Raw genomic sequence first — 22,215 nt, 5'->3', positions numbered from 1 at the left:
ATATTTAAAATGACTTCACAAGAAATAAGACAGCAATTTTTAGATTACTTTAAAAGTAAAGGTCACCTCATTGTACCTTCTGCGCCTATTGTCCTAAAAGACGATCCAACGCTTATGTTTTCCAACTCTGGGATGACACAGTTTAAAGATTATTTTTTAGGTTATAAAGAACCAAAATCTTCCAGAATTGCCGATACTCAAAAGTGTCTTAGAGTTTCTGGGAAGCATAATGATCTAGATGATGTTGGTCGTGATACGTATCACCATACGATGTTCGAGATGTTGGGCAACTGGTCTTTTGGTGATTACTTTAAGAAAGATGCGATAGGATTTGCTTGGGAATTATTGACAGAAGTCTATAAAATCCCGAAAGAAAATCTTTATGTAACGATATTCGAAGGAGATACCTCAGAAAATCTAGACCGAGATCAGGACGCTTATGATTTCTGGAAATCTCACATTGCAGAAGACCGAATTATCAACGGAAATAAGAAAGATAATTTCTGGGAAATGGGTGCTAGTGGACCTTGTGGCCCATGTTCTGAGATACATGTTGATCTTAGAAGTGAAGAAGAAAAAGCTGCTGTTTCTGGACTAGATCTTGTTAATAACGATCATCCACAAGTTGTAGAAGTTTGGAATCTCGTTTTCATGGAGTTTAACCGTAAAGCAGATGGTTCTCTAGAAAAATTACCAGCGCAGCACGTTGATACAGGGATGGGTTTTGAGCGTCTTTGTATGGCTTTACAAGATAAAAAGTCTAATTATGATACCGATGTTTTCACGCCGTTGATCGCTAAAGTTGAGGCGCTTTCTGGCAAAAAATATACTGGTGTTTTAGAAGACGAAAAAGATATCGCCATCCGTGTAGTTGTAGATCATATCCGTGCAGTTGCTTTTGCTATTGCAGACGGACAATTGCCTTCTAATGGAGGTGCAGGCTATGTGATTAGAAGGATTTTGCGTCGTGCTATTTCTTATTCTTATCGATTTTTAGATATCAAAGAACCATTCTTGTTTGAGTTGGTTTCGGTGCTTAAAAATCAAATGGGGAAATTCTTCCCAGAGCTAGAAAAGCAAGAAACGTTAATAACGGAGGTGATTAAGAGCGAAGAAGATTCTTTCCTTAAAACCATTGAGACAGGCCTTGTTAGAGTCGAAAAGCTAATCCAACAGACCATTACAGATCATAAGAAAGTATTGCCAAGCGAAGATGTTTTTGAGTTATATGATACTTTTGGTTTTCCAGATGATTTAACAAGAATTATCGCCGAAGAAAAAGGATTAACGATTGACGAAGCAGGTTTTGAAGCAGAAATGCAAAAGCAAAAGCAACGTTCTAAAAAAGATTCAGCAGCAAAAGTGCATGATTGGGTTGTTTTAGAAGAAAAGCCAGAAAATTTCGTTGGTTATGATAAAGTTGAAAACGAAGTTCTGATTACCCGTTACAGAAAAATTGAAAATAAAGACGGCGAGTTTTATCAAGTTGTTTTAGATAATACACCTTTTTATCCAGAAGGCGGTGGTCAGGTTGGTGACAAAGGCTTGTTAGAAAACGCAGAAGAATCTCTAGAAGTTCTTGAAACTAAAAAAGAAAATGGATTAATCATTTCTTTAATCCCGAATTTACCTAAAGATATTAGCGCAGTTTTTTATGCTAAAGTTAATGCTGTTGAGAGAAAAAATTCTCAAGCCAACCACTCTGGGACGCACTTGTTACACGAAGCTTTGAGAGAAGTTTTAGGCACGCACGTGGAGCAGAAAGGATCTTATGTTGGACCAGATTACCTTCGTTTTGATTTCTCTCATTTTGGGAAAATGACGGATGAAGAATTGACTTTAGTTGAAGATAAAGTCAATGCGAGAATCAAAGAAAATATCGCACTACAAGAATACCGAAATATTCCTATTCAGGAGGCTTTGGACAAAGGCGCAATGGCTTTATTTGGCGAAAAATATGGAGATAATGTAAGAATGATTGAATTTGGTTCTTCTAAGGAACTTTGTGGTGGAACGCACGTGAAATCTACCGGCGAAATTGGTCATTTCAAATTAGTGTCAGAAAGTTCTGCAGCTGCTGGTATCAGACGTATAGAAGCTATTTCTGGTGATAAATCAGAGGCTTATTTTAAAAATATTGAACATCAAATTACAGAGTTGTCTCAGTTATTAAAGTCTAAAGATATTGTAAAATCTATCGAGAAATTAATTGAGGAAAATTCAGCTTTAAAATCCGAAGTTGATGCTTTGAAAAAAGAGAAGGCTAAAGGAGAAATCGGCGATTGGAAAACTGCTTATGTACAAAGTGGTGACAAGCAATTATTGGTGAAGAAAACTTCTCTAGATGCGGCTTCTGTTAAGGATATTGTTTTCCAACTGAAGAAAGATATTGCTAATTCTGTAACGATTATTCTGTCTGATGCAGACGGAAAGCCAATGATTACAGTTGGCGTTTCTGCAGATCTAGAAGGAACTTATCAAGCTGGAACTATTGTGAAAGATCTGGCTAAAGAAATCCAAGGCGGCGGCGGAGGAAATCCAGGTTTTGCTACGGCAGGTGGTAAAAATCTTGACGGACTAGAAAATGCTTATCAAAAAGCCTTGAAACTTTAATTTTAAATTAAATACTATAAAAACAACAAACCAGCTTCTTAATGAGGCTGGTTTGTTTGGTTAACAATAAATTAAACTATAATATAGAATTAAAAATTTGGTTGCATTTTTATTTTGAACGATAAGGAAAGAAATTGGCAACTTTTTCCATCAGGTTATTCATGAGTTTGTCAGTTTCATCAATCAGTGAGTATTTAGATCCTGCATTTTCATCCATTTTCCAAACCCAATCTCCAGATTCTCCATCAAATAATGTGATTTTGATAATTCCGGATTTACTTTCTTTGTTGTTCATTTTTTGAGTATAATTCCCTGCGATGACAGCATCTACACCCAAGGCCTTGGCGATATCTTCCTTAGAAGTGGTGTATAATGTAGACATAATACCGCTGTTCTTAAGCTTAAGGTTGGTTGTGCTGATATCCTGAAACTCAATAGAATATTTGTTCTGATGTTTTAATAAGAACTTGTATAAACTTTCTTGGACTTTTTCCTCGATTTCTTTTTCGTTTCTTACTCTGTCTTTTTTGCTGGTAATTTGCTTTTTATTCTCGCCTTCGATGTCGACAGAAAAAGGAATAATGGCTACAACTTTGTGTGCTTTTGTATAATCGTCATATCTTTTAGACAGGAAAATATTTTGATTTTTGGATTTATCAATATTCTTCTGAAGATCGCTTCCTTTTAATAAATTATTGGTTAACAGACCGCTTCCAGGTAATGCAACTTCGGACACAACGGATAACGCACCTTTTAACAATTTGGAACCCATTGATTGTTTCTTCTCTTCTGTTTCGGTATTGAGAACATTGAGTGCCTGCTGAGTTGTATTTTGGTTGTAGTTATTATTATTATTATTATTATTATTATTATTATGGTTATTGTTACTTTGATTGTTATTAGCAGTAGAAAATACAATTGTGTTAATAAGTTCTGGCTTTTTAATAATACTTTTTAACAATGCAGGGTTCTCATTAAGTACATTCCCGATCTGAGGATTTAGGGTAAGTGTCATAAGTATCTCAGGCTTCTTGGTTAGTAATTTTAAGAAATCTGGACTAGAATTGATGGTGTTAAGAATTGCAGGATTGTTGCTGACCAAATTAAGAATCTGAGCATCATCCACGACAGCATCTAATAATTTGTCATTAACATTAAGAGAGTTAAGTAATTGAGGATTATTACTAATAGCATTAAGCAGCGCTGGGTTTTTCTTAATAGCTTTGGTAACATCTTTACTCGGTGCCATCATCATTTGTGCATTGGCTTGAGATAGTGATCCTAAAATAAAAGCAAATAGTATAAGTTTTTTCATGGTATGTTATTTATTTACAAAATATGGGAAATTCTTGTTAAGTCTCTTGATAACGGCTGTGATAGTTTTTGCCATGTCGTATATTCTCGTTTTGTTGTTGTCGTTAATGTATTGCCAAAGTACCTTGTCGCTATCTTTTGAGAAAATATTAATTGTGAATTTTGACTTGTCTTTCGGGTCTAAAGTTGGATCTAAAATTGAAGCTGTTGTCTGCGAAAAGGTTTTTTCTCTAAGGCTAACATTGTCGTATTTGTGAGAAATAGCATCTTTCCCGAAATCAAAAAACTGAAGGTCTATCATCTCATTAAGTAGCATCTGATTAATTTTAGAGTTGACAATCACTTCTGACACTGTTTTTTGTTCTTCTGTTAGTCCTTTAGAGATTTGCTTAAAGAGATTTTTGTCTATTCCGAGGTCATTTTTAAGATCTTCATTAGCGAAGTTGGAGAAAATTTCTTGTTCGTTGCCCTTGATAATGCCATTAAGTATGGATTTGCTGTCAGAGATTTTGTAAGCCATAACCGCTAGATCTTCAGGCGTTTTGGATAGAATTGTAAAATCCTCGTCATGTGCAATATTTAAGAGCTGATTAATTTTTGATCTATTGTTAATCAATGCTTCGGCTGTTTTGGACGCTTGCTCTCCTGTGCCTAAGTATTTTGTTAATTGCTCTTTTTCTCCTTTTAATAAAGAAGCTACAGCCTCTTTATTATTGATTAATAGGTCAGAAGTTTGTGACAAAGAGGACTTATCAACACCTAGATTAAGACCAGATAGCCACACGCCTAATGTGCCTTGGGCCGAGTTGTCATTAATTAGACTACTGATGACTTCGGTTGTATTTCCTAGGATTTGAGAAAATTCATTAATTTGGTTAAAGTTAAGATCGACACCAAATAAATTTCTATTCTGTTGTAATAAAGAGCTGATGGTATTCTGAATATTGCCGCTGTTGATATTACTTATAAAATCTTTATTATTGCTAATGAAAAGTCCTAAATGTTGGATGTCAACGCCTTGGATATTGTTTCCAAATAGTTGATTTCCATTCTGGCTAAGGTTAGAAATGATCGTTTCCTGATCTAGTTCTATAAACTTAGTGATGTTATTTTTGTCTGTTAAAATAGCAGTGTATTTTTGGATAACATCCACTGATAACTTATCACTGCCAATTGTAGTAGTGTTACTAATTGCCATAGAAACCAAACCGGAAACATCACCTTTTATAATATTGTTAATATGGTCTTTGTTTTTTAAGACAAGATTGGTGTAGAAAGATGTCGATTCGTCGCCAATACTTCCTACTAATTTGTTGACATTGTTGCTTAAGGCATCTTGCAAAGCATTGGATGTATCGCCATTGGCTAACTTTCCGATAAGCTCTGAGTTGTCCAGAAGAATATTCCCGAATTCTCCAATTTGTGATTTATCTAGTGCAGTTCCTAAAATATTGCTGTCTTTATTGAGTAAAGATGTCAACATATTTTTAGTATCACCATTCATTGCATTTCTGATGAAATCCTTATTATTTCCGATTAATTTTGCAAACTTTTGGACATCAATATTTTCTATTTGGTCACCAAATAATTCTAATCCATTTTCTGTAACAGTGCTTATGATAGCTTGTGTGTCACCAGATAATAGGTCTTGTATAGCTTGCTTATTAGCTAGTAATGATGCGTATTTATTAGCTTCTTCAGATGGTAGTATTTCACCAATCAGCACGCTGTTGCTGGCTAATAAATCCGAAGTGAAATCCGTGAAATCACCAGTAAATGCTTTAGAAACTAGATTTTTATTTTTAAGGATAATGTCAGTATAGAAAGAGGCAGATTTACTGGGCATAACGCCCGCTAGAGAAGAGATGTTTTTATCTAAAGTATCTTGTAATAGGTTAGAAGTATCGCCGGAAGCTAGTTTTACGATAATTTCAGAATTGTTATTTAGTATCTCTCCTAATTTTCCTAATTGTGCGCTGTTAAGAGCTGTACCAAGCAAGTTACTGTCTTTGCTTAGTAAAGTGTTGAGCATTTTTTTAGGATCGCCGTCTATTGTGCTTTGTAAAAAATCCTTATTGTTAGCAATGATTGTCGCAAATTTCTGTACATCGGCATTTCCTAATTTATCCCCAAAAAGTTGTACCCCGCTTTGAGTTAAGGTTTGTACAATAGATTGTGTATTGCCAGATAATAAGCCTTTTATTGCTTCTTTATTAGAAAGGAGTTCTGCGTATTTTTGAGCTTCGCCTAATGGTAGCTTTTCACCAATTAATGATATATTATTGGTTAATAGATCTGTTGTTAATGATGTAAAATCACCTTTAAGTGCTTTGCCTACGAGATCTTTGTTCTTAAGGATTAAGTTAGAATAAAAAGAGGCATTATTACCACCAATCATGCTGGTAACTTGCCCAATATTTTTGTCTAAGACATTATTTAATAGGTTAGATGTGTCACCAGTCGCTAATTTTGCGATGATACTTGCGTTGTTGCTAATTGTAGAAGTCAGAAAAGAATTCTGTTCGCCAACATATTTACTCGTGACACTCTCAACATTGCTGGATATGATATCGAACATAATACCTTTCGTATTACCATCAATGATGTTCTGAGCAACTTTGGAGTTATTCTGAATTAACTTAACAACTTGAGGATTAAGTTTTAATTCGCTTCCTAATAAAGTAGCATTGTTAGCGACAAGATCACTAAAAAGATTGGAGGTATCACCTTTTGCGACTTTAACAATTGTTTTAGAATTTTTTGCGGCAATATCTGCAACTTTTTGCCAGTTTCCTTCAGGTAGCAAAGTTCCGGCAACCGAAGTTATCGCGGCAATATCACCGGATTTTAGTTTTTCATAAAACTCACCAGGCTTGGTAATAACATCAATAAGCGCATTAGGATTTTTAATAAATTTTAAAGCTTGTAAGCCAGGTATATTTCCTTTTAGTTGAGATATTGCAAGATCTGTTACGGCTTTGGATAGATTTTGCCAACCTGTTTTTTGATTATCAACTTCTAGATCATAAGTACAGATAAGCACGGCATCTACATTAAGTAATTTAGCAAGGTACGAAGGCGGGAAATCTGCGGGATGTAGCGCATAACCAATATCCTGAAGAATTTTATTGGTAATTCTGATATCTTGCAAGTAGATTTCGGAACGGTAATTATCAAAAACGTCCCAGAATTGTTCTTGGAGAAGCTTGCCGACCATTTGTTGATTTTCAAACTGTTGCTCAGCATCTTCGGTTGAATATTCTACAGGTTTTATATAGCTAATCATTGTATTAAAAGGAATGATAGCTATTTTAACATGGTCGTTAATTTCTTCGTTTAAATTTTCATCTGCATAAATAACGTCATTTTGATTAGATTTTAAGAGTGTAGCATACTTGCTTGCAATGCTAATTACGGACGTAATCTGACCAATCTGAGCTTGTACAGATGGTGCTAGAAAAAGCCCAAATACAATTAAAATGGCCTTTGTTCTTTTGATCATTATATGGTTATTTTGTTAGTTTTTTGTTGCAAGTCATCTATGCTATTGTAGTATTAGGGAATATACCAAAGCACAAATGATGCAGTGTTGCAAAAGTCAAAATTATTATTGTCATAATCATTTTTTTTTGAGGTAGTGGAGGGGTAGTTAGTGGACTACCCATAGGGTAGTGGGTTATTAAATCATTGGCATTTAGTTATTTATGTGTGTTTTTGTTGCTATAAGAGTTTTAGGAGATGGCAGATGCATAATGCCTGATCTCGGATTGTTTTACAAGAAAAAGGGATGGTTTCTGGAGCTGAAATTATGACCTAACATAAAATCAATGGAGGAGAAATTAATGCGTTTGTTACCTAGGATATTTTGGATCAATATTAAAACTAGGCGGTAAAAAAGTCGTAAAGATGAGTTTTGTTATAGGTCTGATGATGACGAAGAATAGTCCTACTTAATGCTAAACTCCTCAAACAAACTAAGTAGGCTTTCCTTTAATTACACGAGCTTACAAAAAGCCTTGTTTGGGACAAAATACAATTTCAGGCTGTGAAGTATAGAGCTTTTTTTGATGCTGATAATCTCCATGCTTTTGAAAAGGATGCTGTATTTTATTTATTCTATAATATTGTCTCGTCCTAAAAAATCAGTTTCTTAATGAGGTAGTTTTTTTCGGTTATTTATTGCAAATTAATACATTACAGAAGATTGATTTTAGCCAAAAAATATTGTGACCATAATAGAGGGAAATATTAGATAAAAAAATATATAATAAATAGTTAAATTTTTTGTAGTATATTTGTATCATTAAATAGGTGTCTGCCTTTGCTCTTTCTTTAAGTTTAGAATATACATTTTTCTCTCTCAGTTTTTGCTTCCTCAGTTGCCTTATTTTTGCACAATTTTTGTGGTTTGGCTAATGTTTTTATGAATTCATAATTCATAAAATTAGATTGTAAGGTCAAACAATATTTCAAATTATTAACTTAAAATCAAAAATAATTTATGGCAGATTCTTTCTCCAAAAAAGAAAATTTCAAGAAAAAAGCTCAAAAACAAAAAGAAAAAGCACAGAGACGTGAAGAGCGTAAAACCAATAACAACAAAGGAAAAGAATTGGATGATATGCTAATGTACGTGGATGCTTATGGACAGTTGACGTCTACGCCTCCTGGCGAAAAACAAGATGTTAATCTTGACGAAATCCAATTAGGTGCAGCTCCAATTCCGGAAGAAGAAACTACCAAATCTGGTATTGTTACATTCTTTAGTGAGAAAGGTTACGGTTTTATTACAGAAGATAGCACAAAAGAAAATGTCTTCTTCCATAGTAATAATTGCTCGCAAGTTATAAAAAAAGGTAATAAAGTATCCTTTGAAAAAGAAAGATCTGTTAAAGGTTTTTCTGCGATTAATGTACAATTAATCAAGTAATAAAAAGAAAATATTAGAAAGCTGTCTTATTATAGACAGCTTTTTTTTTGGACTATATTTAAAAAGAGTTGAGATATTTATCATTTTTTTTTTTGAATTAAATATTCCCTCAAAAAATATTTCTATAAAGATCTGACGGATTTTTGATCATGATTATTAGGCAAATATTGCTAAAATTAATTGTTAGATAATTTTTTAATAGTAACTAACTTTTGTATCTTTGAGATATGAATTCTTTGACTGAAGAAAATTATCTTAAAGCACTTTATCATCTTATTAATGAGCATAATGAAGTTTCTGTAAATGATCTAAGTAAACATCTACAAATCAAAATGCCTTCTGTAAATAGCATGATAAAGAAATTTGCAGATAAAAAGTGGGTGATTTATGAGTCTTACAAACCAATTGTATTAACCGAGGTAGGCAAAAAAGAAGCTGCATTAATTGTGCGTAAGCATAGATTAACAGAAATGTTTTTGGTCGATAAAATGGGATTTGGATGGGAAAATGTTCATGAAATTGCGGAGCAAATAGAACATATCCATTCTGATGTTTTTTTTAATAAAATGGATGAAATTCTTAATTATCCCAAAATTGATCCACATGGAGAGCCTATACCAGACAAAGATGGCGTAGTGGTACATCCTGATTTTAGAAAACTGAGTGCTTGCAAAGAAAGTCAATTAGTAATTGTATCTGCTGTTACGACTTCTGAGGAAGATTTTCTAAATTATCTTAATAAACGCGAAATTGCTCTGGGAACACAAATGAAAATAGTAAGCATCGAAAATTTTGATCAATCGATGTTGATAGATATTGATGGCAAGCAAGAGCGTTTTAGTAAGCTAGTATGTGATAGATTATTGGTTAGTATGTGATTTCCTAAAAATCTAGTTAATATGCTATAATTCTTGTGTTAAGAACTTGAAACCAACAGTTATCATAATCTAAAATAAATATTTTAAAATAAAAAACCGCAATCGACTGTTTTATAAGTGATTGCGGTTTTGTTTTGTGGAGAATACGGGGATCGAACCCGTCACCTTTAGACTGCCAGTCTAACGCTCTAGCCAGATGAGCTAATTCCCCAATTTTTTTTAGTATTGCAATTTTATAACAAAAAATTGACTTTCGCAACTTGATTTTATCAGTTTTATCTTATATATTTGATTGATAGAAAGTTTTTTAATGAAAAGGTTCGTATTTATTCTTATTGCTGCAGTTACTTTATACTCTTGCTCTAGTCGCAAAAGTAGCTCTTACAAAAAACCTACTCACACGGTTAAAAATACTAATATTAAAAAATTTGAATCAAAAAATACTGGCAATGTCAGTGGTAATCGTAATTCTATCGTGAAAGGCGCTAACCAATATATGGGTGTTCCGTATAAATATGGAGGCAATACCAAGACAGGATTTGATTGTTCTGGATTAGTTGTTAAAGTCTTTGATGAGAATAGTTATAAAATGCCAAGACGTTCTTCTGATCAAGGTAGTGCCGGGAGTTCTGTAAGGATAGAAGACGTTAAGCCTGGTGACTTACTATTTTTTGCAACATCTGGAGGAAGTACGATTTCTCATGTTGGGATTGTTAATAATATCGAAAATAGTGGCGAAATCAAATTTATCCACGCCTCTACAAGCAAAGGTGTGATTATTTCGTCGCTAAATGAATTCTATTGGAATAAAGCTTTTCTTTTTGCACGAAGCGTGCTATAATTTTGTTATTTTTGCGTCGAGTGATTCGCGTGAGGTCGAAGCGCATTGTTGGAGCTCTTTATAATGTGCTGGTGATGAGGCAAAGCCGAAGTTATCAGCACATTATAAAAGCGACTGCGCGTAGACCGACCCGATGTGGCACGGCGCGAGCGTAGCAAGCTGGCAGTGGGAGAACGAGGGTCACACCATAATAAATTAGATAACATTAATTATAGAAATATGTCTTTACAGGAACTAAAAGAAACGATTGAAAAAGTATGGGATAACAGAGATCTTCTAAAAGATTCTCTTTATACAGATGCGATTAGAAATGTTGTAGAAAAATTAGATTTAGGTGAGCTAAGAGTGGCAGAGCCTACAGAAAATGGTTGGCAGGTTAACGAGTGGGTGAAGAAAGCGGTAGTTTTATATTTCCCAATCCAGACCATGGAGACAATTGAAGTAGGTCCATTTGAGTTTCATGATAAAATTCCGTTAAAGAAAAATTATGCAGAGAAAGGTGTAAGAGTAGTGCCTCACGCGATTGCAAGACATGGTAGTTTTGTGGCAAGTGGTGTGATCTTGATGCCTTCTTACGTTAATATTGGAGCTTATGTAGATAGCGGAACAATGGTAGATACTTGGGCAACTGTTGGTAGCTGCGCACAGATTGGTAAAAATGTTCACCTTTCTGGTGGCGTTGGTATTGGTGGTGTGCTAGAGCCATTGCAAGCTGCACCAGTTATTATTGAGGACGATTGTTTCATAGGGTCTAGATGTATCGTTGTAGAAGGTGTACATGTAGAGAAAGAAGCTGTGCTTGGTGCTAATGTTGTATTAACAGCGTCTACTAAAATTATAGATGTAACAGGAGATACGCCGATAGAGATTAAAGGAAGAGTGCCTGCTCGTTCTGTAGTAATCCCAGGAAGTTATACTAAGCAATATCCAGCTGGCGAATATCAGGTACCTTGCGCATTAATCATAGGTCAACGTAAGGAATCTACAGATAAGAAAACGTCTCTTAATGATGCTTTGCGTGAGAATAACGTAGCTGTTTAAGATCAAATAAAACTAAAAACCATTTTAACTTTTGAAAGAGAAACTTTTCAAGTTTATATCTAACCCAAGATATATTGCAATTATATATGTTATTGTAGCGGCTTTGTCTGCTATTTCTAAATATAATAGAGGTCCTGGCGGCTACAATAATTATTTGATTTTTAAAAATGTGTTTTTCAATACATTAAAAGAACGTAATCTCTATTCTCACTATCCTGATTTATATTTTGATTGTAATCATTATGGCGTATTTTTCAGTTTGTTGATTGCGCCTTTTGCGGTAATGCCAGATTGGTTAGGGATTGTCCTGTGGAATGTTGCCAACACTTTATTATTTCTTTATGCGATAAAAAGTTTGCCTTTTTCTAATCAGTACAAAGCCTTTTTTGCATGGTTATGCCTGCAGGAGTTTATTACGGCGGCAGTGAGTTTACAATTCAATATTGCGTTAACAGGCTTATTAATTCTGTCTGCAACTTACATCTATAAAGAGAAAGAAGTTAAGTCTGCTCTTGCTATTATGATAGGTGTTTTTGTTAAAATATATGGCATTGTAGGATTGTCTTCTTTTTTCTTTGTTAAAAATAAATTGAAGTTTATCGCTTCATTGGCTGTTTTTGGAGTATTATTTTTAGTAATTCCGATGGTGTACTCTTCTACAGATTTTGGGATTCAGACGTATGTGGATTGGTTTACAGAATTGAAAATTAAGAATAATGGCAATCAAGTCTTAGATAGCTATCAAGATATTTCATTAATGGGTTTTGTAAGGAGAATATTGCAAGATGCAAGTATTTCTAATTTATATTTTTTTGCTTTAGGTTTGCCTTTATTTGCCTTGCCTTATGTTAGGATAAAACAATATAAGAATCAGGCTTTTAGATTATTAATTTTAGCTTCAACTTTATTGTTTACGGTATTGTTCAGTTCTGGATCTGAGTCTCCAACTTATATTATTGCTGTAGCAGGTGTTATGATTTGGTTTTTAATTCAGAAAGAAAAAACACCTTTCGTTATAGGATTACTCATCTTTGTAATTGTCTTAACGTGCTTCTCTAATTCGGACTTATTCCCGAAATATATTAAAGAAAATTATGTTGTCAAATATTCTTTAAAGTCATTACCATGCACCATTGTTTGGTTCAGAATTATATATGAGTTGATGACCAGAAATTTTGAAACCGACTATAAACTTGCCGCATGAAACTAGTTTCTATTGTAATTCCTGCCTTTAATGAAGAGGGTAATCTTGAGGTTATCAGACAGGCGATTGATGTGACTTTTGCGACGCTTCCTCATTATCAATACGAAATTATTTTTGTTAATGATGGTAGCCGTGACAATACACAATCTGTATTAGAAGGATTAGCACTGGATTTTAAAGAAGTGAAATACGTAGAGTTTTCTAGAAACTTCGGACATCAGAATGCCGTTAAAGCTGGACTAGATTTAGCAAAAGGTAATGTGGTGATTTCTATGGATGCGGATATGCAGCATCCTCCAAGATTAATCCCTGAGATGCTTAAGAAATGGGAAGAAGGTTTCGATATTGTCTACACGATTAGAGAATATTCTAAAAATATAACGTTGTTTAAAAGAAAAACCTCAGACTTTTTTTATAAATTATTAAGTGTTTTGTCAGACGTGGAGTTCGAGAAAGGAAGTTCTGACTACCGATTAATGGACAAATCTGTCATAGATAGCATGCGAGAAATAGGAGAGTCTGATCTTTTCTTACGCGGATTGGTAAAGTGGATGGGTTATAAGCAAAGCTCCATTAGATTTGTGGCAGAAGACCGTTTTTCTGGAGAAAGTAAGTATACAGTTACCAAGATGCTTCGTTTTGCCTTTACGGGGATTACAGCTTTTAGCGTAAAACCTCTTTATATTGCTGCCTATTTAGGTTTTTTCTTTTCATTAATTTCATTGCTTTATATTCCTTATGTAATTTATGCTTTTGCGACAAAAACAGAGATTTCTGGTTGGGCATCTTTAATTATGACTATTGTTTTTTTTGGAGGTATTCAGTTGATTATTTTGGGGATTATAGGAAGTTATATGGGGAAAATTTTCACACAGATAAAACACAGACCTAATTATATTATTAGATCTAAAAATTTTTAAATCATGATTCTGTTAAGTTTTGATATCGAAGAATTTGATATGCCGTTAGAATATCAAGGTCAAATTAATTTTGAAGAACAGATTGCTATTTCTCAACAAGGAACAATTGCTATTCTTGATATTCTCAAAAAATATAATATTAAGGCGACTTTCTTTTCTACTGTGGTTTTTGCAGAACATAGTCAAGATATTATCAAGCGATTATTGGCAGAAGGTCATGAGTTAGCAAGTCATACTTGGTACCATTCTGATTTTAAAAATGAACATCTTAAAACGTCTAAAGTAAGATTAGAAGAACTATTTAATACCGAAGTTGTAGGACTAAGAATGCCAAGAATGATGCCTGTTAACGAGACTGAAGTTGCAGATGCTGGTTATCTTTACAACTCGTCTGTTAATCCAACTTTTTTGCCTGGACGATATAATAATCTTCATGTAAAACGCACTTATTTTGTTAAAGATAAAGTGTTGCAGTTGCCCGCATCGGTGTCGCCATTATTGCGAGTACCATTGTTTTGGTTAAGTTTTCATAACTTTCCGGTGGGACTTTATCGTTTTTTTGCGAAACGTTGTATTAATAATACTAAATATCTCAATGTGTATTTTCATCCGTGGGAATTTTGTAATCTAACTAATCCTGATTTCAAATTGCCAGGTTTTACTATAAAAAATACCGATGACAAAATGAAAAATAGATTTGAAGAGTTTATTAAATGGAGCCTGAAAAATAATTATACCTTTGGCAGAACTGTTGATTTTGTTAAATCTATTAAAGCTTAACTTTTGAAAATTGCATACGACGCCAAGCGTTTTTATCATAATACATCAGGATTAGGAAACTATTCTAGAGATCTTGTTCGGATTTTAGCGAGTTATTTTCCGGATAACAAATATGTGTTGTTGTCTAAAAATAGAAATGATCGCGCTAAAGATATAGAAGCCTTACCTAACGTTAATTTCTCACCCATTAGCAAAGGGAAATTTTCTCGTCAGCTGAAAATGGGAAAAGATGCGCAACAACTCCAAGCGGATATTTTTCATGGATTATCGGGCGAAATTCCTTTTAAATGGAATCAACAACCGATTAAAAAAGTGTTGACCATTCATGATCTTATTTTTGAACGTTATCCACAATTTTACTCTTTTTTTGATCGTAAAATTCATTTTTGGAAATTTAAAAAATCTGCTCATTTGGCTGATATTGTGATTGCGATTTCAGAACAGACTAAGCAAGATATTATTCAATATTTAAAAATATCAGAAGACAAAATTAAAGTTGTTTATCAAGGTTGTCATGCCGCTTTTAAACTTCAATATTCTGAAGATCTTAAAGCAGAAGTAATGGCTAAATATCAATTGCCTCCGCATTTTATTCTAAATGTTGGGACGATAGAAGAGCGTAAGAACCTTTTGGCTGTGGTCAAGGCATTGCACGGGACAGATATTCCGTTGGTGGTTGTTGGTAAGAAAACCAAGTATTATCAACAGATTGAAAAATACATTTCTAAACATCAAATGAAAACGCAAATTCAATTTCTGGAAGGCGTTAATATGGATGATCTTGCGGTAATTTATCAATTGGCGGATATATTTATCTATCCAAGCTTGTTCGAAGGGTTTGGGATTCCTGTGATTGAAGCTCATTTTTCTAAAACGGCGGTCATTACGAGTAATGTGAGTTGCCTGCCAGAAGCGGGTGGTCCAGATGCTTTGTACGTTAATCCATTAGATGAGACTGATATTAGAGCAAAAATAAAATTCCTTTGGAACAACGAGTCAGAAAGATTGAGAAGGGCAGAAAAGTCAGCGCAATTTGCACAAGATAATTTCAGCGATGCGATTATAGCACGCAATTTGATGGTTGTTTATAATGAACTATTTAATTAAAATAATATGCTGAGGAAACATTTTATAATAAGTTTAGTTTTGATTTCTAGCTTTGCTTTGTCTCAAAAAATTGAAAATAACATTATTTATAATGGAAAAGAGAAATTTGCTAAAATAAAGATTGAAGGATGTAATCGCTTTGCTAATAATTGTGTTTATTACATTAGTAATTTAGAGGACAAACCTTTGATGACTATTGCATATCTAAGTACGACTAGCTCGATGCAATTAAGGTATATGCGATATATTTTTAATAATATGGATAAAGCTGTAGAGGTTAATTATGGTGTATCATATGCATCTCCTAGGCAAATTGCAAAAACCATTATTAATAATAATTTGGTTGTAGATAATCAACTTAATGAAGTGTCCATTAAAAATTTCTATAATCTATATGGTGAGCGCTATTCTGATAAAGATAGCCAGCCACAAGAAGTTTTTTTAGTAAAATAAAAGCAGCTTAAATTATTAGGCTGCTTTTATTTTTAATATTCTCTTTGCCCGAAAATTGCAGAACCGACTCTTACAGAATTCGCACCACATTGTATTGCGAGAGGGAAGTCGTCTGACATGCCCATGGATAAAATGTCTAATTTTTTCTGCAACGATAGTTGGTCAAACAATCTTTTGAGGAAAGAAAATTCTCTTTCGACTTGGGCTTTATCGTCTACAAAGCTTGCCATTCCCATTAATCCAATAATGTTGATGTTAGGGAAATCACCTTGCTGGTATTTAAGGAAAATCTCTTTAGTTTCTGATATTTCTAATCCAGTTTTGGTATCTTCTTCAGCAATTTTAACCTGAAGAAGAACGTCTATTTTACGATTGTTTTTTAAAGCTTGCTTATCAATTTCAATTAAAAGTTTTTCGCTGTCCACACTTTGGATAAGACTTACGAAAGGCGCAATGTATTTGACTTTATTAGTCTGGAGATGCCCAATTAGATGCCATTGTATGTCCTGAGGAAGTACAACTTGCTTTTCTAACATTTCTTGCACTTTATTTTCGCCAAATACCCGTTGTCCCAAGTCATAGACTTCTTGTATTTTATCAGAAGGATGGTTCTTAGAGACTGCAACTAAGGTTACGTCGTCAGGAAGTTGTTTTTTAATATTATTATATTGATCGGTTAAGCTCATAATTAGATTTTAAAAATAAATAATACTATAATTTAAATAATAGTTTTATGATTTCAGATTAATAGTGTCATAGAGATCTCTACGGCGATCTGTCATCGTCTGTACAGCACCGTTATAATGAAGTTCTTTGAGTAAGTTAAGATCTACATCTACAATTAATGTCATTTCTGTATTAGGGGTTGCTTCACCTTTTATAGCATTGGAAGGAAATGCAAAATCTGATGGCGTAAAGACGGCAGCCTGACCAAATTGGATGTCCATATTACTCACTCCCGGAAGATTACCAACACAACCTGTAATCGCTACATAACATTCGTTTTCTATGGCTCTTGCGGCAGCGCAGTTTCTCACGCGTGTGTAAGCATTTTGTGTATCTGTTAGATAAGGAACAAATAATATCTTCATGCCTAGATCAGCTAATAGCCTTGGCAACTCAGGAAACTCAACGTCATAACAAATTACGATACCTATTTTACCACAATCCGTATCAAAAACTTTTATATTATCGCCACCTTCCATGCCATAATACTTTCGCTCATTGGGTGTGATATGTATCTTTCTGTATTCTTCAATTTTACCATCTCTGTGTAGAAGGTAGCTGGCGTTATACATCTTGCCATCTTCCATAATTGGCATACTTCCGGATATGATATTGACGTTGTAACTAACAGCAAATTGAGAAATTCTGTTTTTAATCTCTTCAGTTAATTTGGATAATTCTTGCATAGACTCTCGCTCATTCAATTCATTAAACTGAGCTAGAAGAGGTGTGTTGAATAATTCTGGAAATACGCAAAAATCAGACTTATAACTTCCTAATACATCCACAAAAAATTCTACTTGTTCATAAAAAGCTTCAATATCTTTAAAGTGTCGCATCTGCCATTGCACTAATCCAAGTCTAATGACTTGATCTTGCATTGTGGTATTTTTGCGCTGTGTATAATAGATATTATTCCATTGTAGGAGTACAGCGTATTCTTCAGATTCTGTATCACCTTTTAAGTATCCGGTTAAGATTTTTATAGGAGAAAAATTATTGGATAGCTGAAAGCTAAGCACAGGATCATATATTTCTTTATCCCTAACCTTTTTTATATATTGTCTTGGTGTTAGTTCTTTACTATGAAGATGAAAATTAGGAATTCGTCCCCCTATAATAATGGATTTTAAATTCATAATCTCACATAATTCTTTTCTTGCATCATAAAGACGGCGTCCTAATCGCAATGATCGATAATCTGGATCTACAAAAACTTCTACACCATATAACGTGTTCCCAATATTACTATGTGTATTGAAAGAACCGTGTCCTGTTATTTCGTCATAAGAATGTTGATCTCCAAAGAGTTCATAAAGTACCACAATAGACAGAGCCGCTGCAGCTAATTTTCCGTCTACTGTGATACATAGTTGTCCTTCTGCAAATATGGAAGTTAGTTTTTGAATGTTTCTTTTGGACCAGACATTATCTTCGATGTCAGGATAAGCTTTTTGCATTGCTGTAGCCAATTCATCATAATCATCTACCGTAAGTTTTCTAATTTCTACTTGCATATTATGTTTTTATAGGATTATAGCTCAGTAATTTTTCGGTTTTGCAGTCTTTTGGTTAATCTTAAAAATCTGATAACAAGTAAGATTGCAGAAATTGTAAGCCCAAGACCTAGCGCAATCCACATGCCTAATGCGCCCATCTTAAGTGTAACACACAAGAAATAACCCAGCGGAATTGTCAGTACCCAATATGCCACAAAAGTAAGGATACTAGGGATTTTAACATCTTGTATGCCTCTAAGACTACCTAAAGTTGCCACTTGTATTCCGTCAGAAAGTTGAAATAAAGCTGCAATAATTAATAACTGGGAAGCCAGATGTGTGACTGCGACATCATTATCTTTAGTAAAGAATGTAGGTAAAATATCTCGGAAAACAACGAAGATTAATCCACAAACCAACATGAATAAGAATGTGATTTTGATGTTGTTAATACCAATTTTTCTAACACCAATAAAGTCTTGATTACCTAATCTATTACCGATCATTACAGTAGAAGCAACACTGAAACCAATACATAAGTTAAAGGTAAAAGATGCCATAGACAATGCAATCTGATGAGAAGCAATATCTTTTGCACTGATTAATCCACAGATAAAAGCGGCACCAGCAAAAGCAGTTACTTCAAAAAACATTTGTAGCGCTGTTGGTAAGCCTAGCTTTACCATTTTATCAAACATTGATCTGCTGAATTCTGATATTTTTAAGCTAAATTCTTTAATGTAACGCTTGGTTTTTGGTTCTTTAATTAAAACAAAATATAAGAAAATAACCATGACAATTCTTGATATTAAAGTTGCCAAAGCCGATCCTTGTACGCCCATTTCTGGGAAACCAAACATACCTTTTATGAAAACATAGTTCAATATAATATTAATAATATTGGCTAATATTGTTGCCTTGGTCACACCAATCGTATAACTAAGCCCCTCAGAAACTTCTCGCAAAGTCTGAAACATCATAAACGGAATAATACTTATCGCCATAATGTGCAAGAAATCTATGGTATCAGGAATAATCTCTGCTGGCTGATCCATATGGTAGAGTAGTGGCATCGCAAAGATTAATGCCAACATTAGAATAATACCAACACTCATATTAATAACGAATCCATGTCTGAAAACATTATTAATAACACCATGATCTTGTTTAGAATTAGCCTCAGAGACCAAAGGCGGAATGGCAAAGGAAAAGCCTAAAGCCAAAACAAAAATCGAGAAAAATACAGCATTACCTAAAGAAACCGAAGCTAATGCTTGCGATCCTAAAAGTTTGCCTACAATAATATTATCAAAAAGATTAACAGAAACCTGACCTACTTGTGTAAGCATTACGGGAAGCGCGAGCTTCATGGTTTCTCTTGTATAATCGGGATTTAGAAATTTCATATTTTAAATTTTAAAAACAAAAAACCGCAGATTTAACATTCTGCGGTTGGGTATAGAATATTATAATCTTTTAATTTTTCACAAAGTTAGCAACATCATCTGTAGTGACAGGATTATCACCTAAAATAATAAGTCTTTCTACAACATTTCTTAGTTCTCTAATGTTACCTGTCCAATCGTATTGCTGTAATGCTTTGATGGCTTTTTCGTCAAATTCTTTTACAGTATTGCCTTGCTCATCTGCAATTAACTTAGCAAAATGATTAATTAATAAAGGGATGTCTTCTTTTCTGTCATTAAGAGCAGGCACATTAATCTCTATCACGGATAATCTATGGAAAAGATCCTCACGGAATTTACCATTTTCTATCTCTTTGTGAAGGTTTTTATTGGTTGCTGCAATGACACGTACATCTACTTTTATTTCCTTATCGCTGCCTACTGGAGATACTTTGCTCTCTTGTAATGCGCGCAAAACTTTAGCTTGTGCAACAAGACTCATATCGCCAATTTCGTCCAAGAAAATTGTTCCGCCAGATGCTTGTTCAAATTTACCAGACTTATCCTTGATAGCACCAGTAAATGATCCTTTAACATGCCCGAACAATTCGCTTTCTATCAACTCAGATGGTATAGCAGCGCAATTAACTTCTATCATTGGACCTTTTGATCTTTCACTTTGTGAGTGGATAGCGTGTGCGACTAATTCTTTACCCGCGCCGTTAGGCCCAGTGATTAATACTCTAGCATCAGAAACAGCTACTTTGTCAATCATGTCTTGGATACGTTTTAATGCGGAAGATTCTCCGATCATAACGTACTTTTTGTTAACTTTCTTCTTGAGTTGAGAGTTTTCTGACTTTAGATTTTTATTAACTTTAGATAAATTCCCTTTGTCCAAAGCATTTTTAACACTAGTGATTAATCTATTGATATCAATAGGTTTTGATATAAAATCGTATGCACCTTCTTTAAGACAACTTACTGCCGTATCTATATCTGCATGACCAGAAATCATCACAAAAGTAGTGTCGGGTTTTAGCTGCAAAGTCTGTTTCAGAAGTTCAGTACCTGATAGTTTTGGCATTTTTATGTCAGAGATAACCAATGCATAATCTTGCTTTTCTAAAAGTTTATAGGCTTCTAGACCATCTTCGGCAATATCAAAATCATAATCTTGAATTTCGTCCGATAAGATACTATGAAGAACTCCCGATATGGCTTTTTCGTCTTCTACAATAAGAATTTTTCGCATTTCACAAATTTAGCAAAAATAATGGTATGAAATTACAAAGTATTAAAATCCAATGATGTTTTAGTCAATTAATATTTTTTGACTGCTGGATTGGCCTTCAATTTTTAATGTTCCGATATAGTAAGCTTTCGGAAGTTTAGGAATATTTATTTTGTCTGTATTACTAGTTTTAAGAACAAGTTTTCCGGATAAATCTGTAATCAAAAATTCATATTCTTTTTTGTTTTTATCAGGGAAATCTAATTGTATAAAGTCTTTTGCAGGATTTGGAGAAATCTTGAAATCTTTAATCATTAGTTCTGTTGCATTGACTGATAACTTTTCTTTAGAAGCATTAGCAAAGTGCATCATTGCACCTGTTGCTGCTTTTGTAACATTATAGACGTAGACAGGATCCATATTAACAAGGGTATCGTTAGCAGTGTGTGGAACTTTGCTTTCGATAAATTCATAAAAACCTGTAATTACTTCTCCATTAGATTGAAACGGAACATAATCCGAGCTGTAAGCATAAGATAAGTTAGGCTGTAGAGGAGAGTAGAACTCAACATATTTCATTAATTCTTGAGTAACAGTATTAGATGCTGCGTTATTAGTACTTGGTGTATTATTTGTATCTCTTTCGCAGTTAATTTTGTCATTTACTTTGCCTGCAACACCGCCAACTTCATCAATATTAAAAACTAACTTGATGTTCATTTTTGGAGTGGTGCCGTTCACGATGTTTTTAACATAGTTTTGACTCCCTATAAGACCTTGCTCTTCCCCAGAAAAATTAATGAATTTTACAGAATATTCTGTCTCTATATTTTGTAACAGTCGTGCTACTTCTAAGATGACAGATATACCGCTGCCATTGTCATTAGTGCCAGGACCATTAAGTGTATCATAATGACCACATATAATTACATAAGTGTCTGGATATTTGGTTCCCTTTTTTGTGACAATAAGATTAGACGATGTATTACCTTGATAAGTAAAAGGGTTTTCTTCAATGCTATTTTGATTGTAGCCGAAGCTAGTATATTTTGATTTTAACCACGTTAAAGCTTCTTTTTGCTTAACAGATCCTGTGGTTTTTATTCCAATATTTTGAAATTCTAATAAATTACTATTGATGTTAGTCTGAGAAACTTGATTGCTAACTGATGTATAATAGCTGACAGCTGTTTGTGAAAATAATAAATTAGCCGAAAGGGCTAATATAGTTGTGAAAAAATACTTTTTTTTCATGAATTTAGACTTTAA

General features: G+C 33.8%; 17 protein-coding genes and 1 tRNA gene. 10 read left to right on the top strand and 8 right to left on the bottom strand.

Annotated features, from left to right (window positions below):
- Positions 1-9 precede the first annotated feature (9 nt).
- The gene (alaS, locus tag ACQQ6V_RS06885; protein ID WP_448844812.1) at positions 10-2,613 is read left to right on the top strand and encodes an alanine--tRNA ligase; all 2,604 of its coding nucleotides are present in this window, start codon (positions 10-12) and stop codon (positions 2,611-2,613) included.
- Positions 2,614-2,722: 109 nt separating this feature from the next.
- Here the strand turns inward: alaS and ACQQ6V_RS06880 are convergent, their stop codons facing one another.
- Both ACQQ6V_RS06880 and ACQQ6V_RS06875 read right to left on the bottom strand, forming a co-directional pair.
- Positions 2,723-3,928, bottom strand: coding sequence for a hypothetical protein (locus ACQQ6V_RS06880; protein ID WP_448844811.1), 1,206 nt, complete (start codon positions 3,926-3,928; stop codon positions 2,723-2,725).
- Positions 3,929-3,934: 6 nt separating this feature from the next.
- Positions 3,935-7,429, bottom strand: a complete 3,495-nt coding sequence (locus ACQQ6V_RS06875) for a hypothetical protein (protein WP_448844810.1) — start codon at positions 7,427-7,429, stop codon at positions 3,935-3,937.
- A 999-nt stretch (positions 7,430-8,428) separates the two neighbouring features.
- On the opposite strand from ACQQ6V_RS06875, the gene ACQQ6V_RS06870 reads away from it, so the two are divergent.
- Positions 8,429-8,857 carry a cold shock domain-containing protein gene (locus ACQQ6V_RS06870; protein ID WP_448844809.1) on the top strand — a complete coding sequence of 143 codons (429 nt, stop codon included), beginning with the start codon at positions 8,429-8,431 and terminating at the stop codon, positions 8,855-8,857.
- A 227-nt stretch (positions 8,858-9,084) separates the two neighbouring features.
- On the top strand, positions 9,085-9,735 hold the full coding sequence (locus ACQQ6V_RS06865; RefSeq protein WP_448844808.1) for a metal-dependent transcriptional regulator: 651 nt from the start codon (positions 9,085-9,087) through the stop codon (positions 9,733-9,735).
- A gap of 137 nt (positions 9,736-9,872) precedes the next feature.
- Here ACQQ6V_RS06865 and ACQQ6V_RS06860 read toward each other — a convergent pair.
- Positions 9,873-9,946 (bottom strand) — tRNA-Ala (locus tag ACQQ6V_RS06860).
- Positions 9,947-10,045: 99 nt separating this feature from the next.
- Between ACQQ6V_RS06860 and ACQQ6V_RS06855 the strand changes: the two genes are divergently transcribed.
- The 7 genes from ACQQ6V_RS06855 to ACQQ6V_RS06825 all read left to right on the top strand — a co-directional run bounded on the left by ACQQ6V_RS06855 (position 10,046) and on the right by ACQQ6V_RS06825 (position 16,081).
- The gene (locus ACQQ6V_RS06855) at positions 10,046-10,576 is read left to right on the top strand and encodes a C40 family peptidase (protein WP_448844807.1); all 531 of its coding nucleotides are present in this window, start codon (positions 10,046-10,048) and stop codon (positions 10,574-10,576) included.
- A 219-nt stretch (positions 10,577-10,795) separates the two neighbouring features.
- Positions 10,796-11,617, top strand: a complete 822-nt coding sequence (locus tag ACQQ6V_RS06850) for a 2,3,4,5-tetrahydropyridine-2,6-dicarboxylate N-succinyltransferase (protein WP_448844806.1) — start codon at positions 10,796-10,798, stop codon at positions 11,615-11,617.
- A 31-nt stretch (positions 11,618-11,648) separates the two neighbouring features.
- Positions 11,649-12,821, top strand: a complete 1,173-nt coding sequence (locus ACQQ6V_RS06845; protein ID WP_448844805.1) for a glycosyltransferase family 87 protein — start codon at positions 11,649-11,651, stop codon at positions 12,819-12,821.
- The gene (locus tag ACQQ6V_RS06840) at positions 12,818-13,741 is read left to right on the top strand and encodes a glycosyltransferase family 2 protein (protein WP_448844804.1); all 924 of its coding nucleotides are present in this window, start codon (positions 12,818-12,820) and stop codon (positions 13,739-13,741) included. The genes ACQQ6V_RS06845 and ACQQ6V_RS06840 overlap by 4 nt, the downstream gene beginning before the upstream one ends.
- 3 nt (positions 13,742-13,744) lie before the next feature.
- A complete protein-coding gene (locus ACQQ6V_RS06835; RefSeq protein ID WP_448844803.1) occupies positions 13,745-14,521 on the top strand; it encodes a polysaccharide deacetylase family protein in 777 nt (258 codons plus the stop codon).
- 3 nt (positions 14,522-14,524) lie between these two features.
- Positions 14,525-15,628 carry a glycosyltransferase family 4 protein gene (locus ACQQ6V_RS06830; RefSeq protein ID WP_448844802.1) on the top strand — a complete coding sequence of 368 codons (1,104 nt, stop codon included), beginning with the start codon at positions 14,525-14,527 and terminating at the stop codon, positions 15,626-15,628.
- A 6-nt stretch (positions 15,629-15,634) separates the two neighbouring features.
- Positions 15,635-16,081 carry a hypothetical protein gene (locus ACQQ6V_RS06825; protein ID WP_448844801.1) on the top strand — a complete coding sequence of 149 codons (447 nt, stop codon included), beginning with the start codon at positions 15,635-15,637 and terminating at the stop codon, positions 16,079-16,081.
- 32 nt (positions 16,082-16,113) lie between these two features.
- On the opposite strand, the gene ACQQ6V_RS06820 is transcribed toward ACQQ6V_RS06825, so the two are convergent.
- The 5 genes from ACQQ6V_RS06820 to ACQQ6V_RS06800 all read right to left on the bottom strand — a co-directional run bounded on the left by ACQQ6V_RS06820 (position 16,114) and on the right by ACQQ6V_RS06800 (position 22,200).
- Positions 16,114-16,767: a YggS family pyridoxal phosphate-dependent enzyme gene (locus ACQQ6V_RS06820; protein WP_448844800.1), complete on the bottom strand. Its 654-nt coding sequence runs from the start codon at positions 16,765-16,767 to the stop codon at positions 16,114-16,116.
- Positions 16,768-16,812: 45 nt separating this feature from the next.
- Positions 16,813-18,324, bottom strand: a complete 1,512-nt coding sequence (locus ACQQ6V_RS06815) for a carbon-nitrogen hydrolase family protein (RefSeq protein ID WP_448844799.1) — start codon at positions 18,322-18,324, stop codon at positions 16,813-16,815.
- Between the two features lie 17 nt (positions 18,325-18,341).
- Positions 18,342-19,712, bottom strand: a complete 1,371-nt coding sequence (locus ACQQ6V_RS06810) for an MATE family efflux transporter (protein WP_448844798.1) — start codon at positions 19,710-19,712, stop codon at positions 18,342-18,344.
- Positions 19,713-19,782: 70 nt separating this feature from the next.
- A complete protein-coding gene (locus ACQQ6V_RS06805) occupies positions 19,783-20,967 on the bottom strand; it encodes a sigma-54-dependent transcriptional regulator (protein ID WP_448844797.1) in 1,185 nt (394 codons plus the stop codon).
- Between the two features lie 60 nt (positions 20,968-21,027).
- Positions 21,028-22,200, bottom strand: coding sequence for a M28 family peptidase (locus ACQQ6V_RS06800; RefSeq protein WP_448844796.1), 1,173 nt, complete (start codon positions 22,198-22,200; stop codon positions 21,028-21,030).
- Positions 22,201-22,215 lie beyond the last annotated feature (15 nt).

It is taken from the genome of Chryseobacterium electrogenes (assembly GCF_053553015.1).
This window is presented reverse-complemented; position numbering and strand designations above follow the sequence as displayed.

Bases quoted from the DNA above. Each gene is read 5' to 3' on its own strand.
- alaS (WP_448844812.1), top strand. From the start codon at position 10: ATGACTTCACAAGAAATAAGACAGCAATTTTTAGATTACTTTAAAAGT.
- ACQQ6V_RS06820 (WP_448844800.1), bottom strand. From the start codon at position 16,767: ATGAGCTTAACCGATCAATATAATAATATTAAAAAACAACTTCCTGAC.
- ACQQ6V_RS06855 (WP_448844807.1), top strand. From the start codon at position 10,046: ATGAAAAGGTTCGTATTTATTCTTATTGCTGCAGTTACTTTATACTCT.
- ACQQ6V_RS06810 (WP_448844798.1), bottom strand. From the start codon at position 19,712: ATGAAATTTCTAAATCCCGATTATACAAGAGAAACCATGAAGCTCGCG.
- ACQQ6V_RS06835 (WP_448844803.1), top strand. From the start codon at position 13,745: ATGATTCTGTTAAGTTTTGATATCGAAGAATTTGATATGCCGTTAGAA.
- ACQQ6V_RS06880 (WP_448844811.1), bottom strand. From the start codon at position 3,928: ATGAAAAAACTTATACTATTTGCTTTTATTTTAGGATCACTATCTCAA.
- ACQQ6V_RS06850 (WP_448844806.1), top strand. From the start codon at position 10,796: ATGTCTTTACAGGAACTAAAAGAAACGATTGAAAAAGTATGGGATAAC.
- ACQQ6V_RS06815 (WP_448844799.1), bottom strand. From the start codon at position 18,324: ATGCAAGTAGAAATTAGAAAACTTACGGTAGATGATTATGATGAATTG.
- ACQQ6V_RS06870 (WP_448844809.1), top strand. From the start codon at position 8,429: ATGGCAGATTCTTTCTCCAAAAAAGAAAATTTCAAGAAAAAAGCTCAA.
- ACQQ6V_RS06800 (WP_448844796.1), bottom strand. From the start codon at position 22,200: ATGAAAAAAAAGTATTTTTTCACAACTATATTAGCCCTTTCGGCTAAT.
- ACQQ6V_RS06805 (WP_448844797.1), bottom strand. From the start codon at position 20,967: ATGCGAAAAATTCTTATTGTAGAAGACGAAAAAGCCATATCGGGAGTT.
- ACQQ6V_RS06825 (WP_448844801.1), top strand. From the start codon at position 15,635: ATGCTGAGGAAACATTTTATAATAAGTTTAGTTTTGATTTCTAGCTTT.
- ACQQ6V_RS06840 (WP_448844804.1), top strand. From the start codon at position 12,818: ATGAAACTAGTTTCTATTGTAATTCCTGCCTTTAATGAAGAGGGTAAT.
- ACQQ6V_RS06865 (WP_448844808.1), top strand. From the start codon at position 9,085: ATGAATTCTTTGACTGAAGAAAATTATCTTAAAGCACTTTATCATCTT.
- ACQQ6V_RS06875 (WP_448844810.1), bottom strand. From the start codon at position 7,429: ATGATCAAAAGAACAAAGGCCATTTTAATTGTATTTGGGCTTTTTCTA.